The organism is Paracoccus versutus (genome assembly GCF_000763885.1).
In the GTDB taxonomy this organism is placed as follows: Bacteria; Pseudomonadota; Alphaproteobacteria; order Rhodobacterales; family Rhodobacteraceae; genus Paracoccus; species Paracoccus versutus.
Genome location: NZ_JRKO01000160.1, coordinates 1 through 1257, shown reverse-complemented (window position 1 = coordinate 1257; position 1257 = coordinate 1). Strand labels below are relative to the sequence as shown.

Sequence of the window (1257 nt, the reverse complement as noted above, 5' to 3'; positions counted from 1 at the left end):
AGGCCGCTGAAAAAAGGGTTTTGACAGGGCCCCGTGGCGGAATTCGTTCTGGATTCGGCGGCGACCGGCCTGAAAACCGGGCATTTTCGGCAGGATTGAGGCGACTTTCCCGGTTCCCGGCCCAAGCTCTCCCATCGCACGCAGCAGCCTGCCAGGGGCTGGCGCCGGCACGACGAAACCGCCGGCTAGCGCTTTCTCTGTTCCCCAAATACTCCCCGCCGGAGGCAGCGGCCAAGGGCCGCTTTCCGGGCTCAGGCGAGTTCCAGGTTCAGGCTTTTCTCGAACGCGGTGCGATAAAGCTGCGACAGTTCGGCCAGGGGCGCGGCATCGCCGCCAAGGACCACCGTCTCGCCGCCGAAGCTGCCGGCCGTCGCCAGCGGCACGCCGGCCGCCGCGGCCGCCTCGGCCAGCTTGGCCGCGTTCCCGGCGGTGCAGGCGACCAGGTAGCGCGCCTGGTCCTCGCCGAAAAGCTGGGCGATCCCGGCGCTGTCCAGCGTCACGCCCAGGCCTGCCGCCTCGGCCAGTTCGAAGGCCGCCAGCGCCAGCCCGCCATCCGACAGGTCGGCCGCGGCCCGGACCAGCCCGCCATGCGCGCGCAGGAATTCGCCATTGCGGCGCTCGGCGGCCAGGTCCACGGGCGGCGCGTCGCCGGCCTCGATGCCGAAGGCCTCGGCGGCCAGCGCCGACTGGCCCAGGTGGCCCCGCGTCTCGCCGATGACCAGCGCCAGGTCGCCCTCGGCCGGCAGGCCGGCGATCAGCCCGTCCAGGTCGGCGATCAGCCCGACGCCGCCGATGGTGGGCGTGGGCAGGATGCCCTTGCCGTCGGTCTCGTTGTAAAGCGAGACGTTGCCCGAGACGATGGGGAAATCCAGCGCCGCGCAGGCCTCGCCGATGCCCTTGATGGCGCCGACCAGCTGGCCCATGATCTCGGGCTTTTCCGGGTTGCCGAAGTTCAGGTTGTCGGTGGTGGCCAGCGGCAGGGCGCCGCAGGCGGTCAGGTTGCGGTAAGCCTCGGCCACCGCCTGCTTGCCGCCCTCATAGGGGTTCGCCCGGACATAGCGCGGGGTCACGTCGCTGGTGAAGGCCAGCGCCTTCTTCGTGCCATGCACCCGCACCACGCCGGCGCCCAGGCCGGGGCGGCGGATGGTGTCGGCGCCGACCTGGGTGTCGTATTGTTCCCAGACCCAACCCTTGTGGGCGTGGTTGGGGCTGCCGATCAGCGCCTTCAGCGCCGCGATCGGGCCGATGGCGGGCAGG

Annotated in this window: 1 protein-coding gene; it reads right to left on the bottom strand. The window is 71.3% G+C overall.

All coding sequences use genetic code 11. The features are described 5' to 3' along the window. Positions 1 to 251: 251 nt before the first annotated feature. A partial coding sequence (locus IT40_RS26415; RefSeq protein WP_036761486.1) for an AIR synthase related protein occupies positions 252 to 1257 on the bottom strand: 1006 nt, incomplete at its 5' end.